The organism is Streptomyces flavofungini (assembly GCF_041028215.1).
Lineage (GTDB): Bacteria > Actinomycetota > Actinomycetes > Streptomycetales > Streptomycetaceae > Streptomyces > Streptomyces flavofungini_B.
The window spans coordinates 1-769 of the sequence record NZ_JASKYR010001420.1 but is presented as its reverse complement, the minus strand read 5'-3'; the positions used below and the strand labels follow the sequence as shown (position 1 = coordinate 769).

At 74.9% G+C, this 769-nt stretch carries 1 pseudogene; it reads right to left on the bottom strand.

Going from position 1 to position 769, the window contains the following annotated elements:
* Positions 1–640 (bottom strand): annotated as a pseudogene (locus tag AB8Z36_RS41425) (hypothetical protein); the annotation flags it as partial.
* Positions 641–769: the final 129 nt, after the last annotated feature.

The window sequence follows — 769 nt, the reverse complement described above, 5'->3', positions numbered from 1 at the left end:
CGGTCAGGGTGAGGACTGCCAGCGCCTGTCTGGCCTGCGGGTGGACGGCGGCGACGGCAAACGCGTCCAGGACGTCGGGGCCGGGAGCCGCGACCCGGGTGAGGCCGTCGGCCAGGCCCTCGAAGGAACGGCCGTCCAGTCGCACCAACGCGGCGGCCTGCCGCAGACTGAGCGGCCGCCCCTCGACGGCGCTCACAAGGCGTCGCGCCGCGCCCGCCTCGGCGTCCGGGATGTCGCGCCCCATCTCGTGCCGCAGCACCTCCAGGGCGGCCGCTTCGGACAGGGGCGGCAGAGCCACGGAGGTTCCCGGCGCGCCGAGGACCGGCACTTCGGCGCCGATGACGAGCGTGAAGCCCGGCAACTGGGTGCGCAACGTGGCGAGTTCACGCACCTCGTACGTGATGTCGTCCAGGGCCAGGACACAGGTGGGGGCATCCACCGCCCACCCCGTCAGCGCCTGTGCGCACCTACGAGTGCTCAGGCGGGTGCCGTCCGGGCCCGGATAGACGTAGAAGAGACGCATCAGGTCCTGGAGCAGGTCCGCCGGGCCCGTGCCGCGCACCCGCAGGTAGCCGCCGCVGACGGCTGCGTTCTTCAGAAGGGCGGTCTTCCCCGCGCCGCACGGGCCGGTGAACTGCACCGCTGCCCGTTGTCCGGGCTCGCGGGCCSCGCGGTGCACSAGSRCCRGYYCGGCAGCGCGGCCCCACAGGGGTGGCGGCGGTGCGGCGGGCGTGGTGCGGGGGTCGCGCTGCCGAACTGGCCCTGGTGC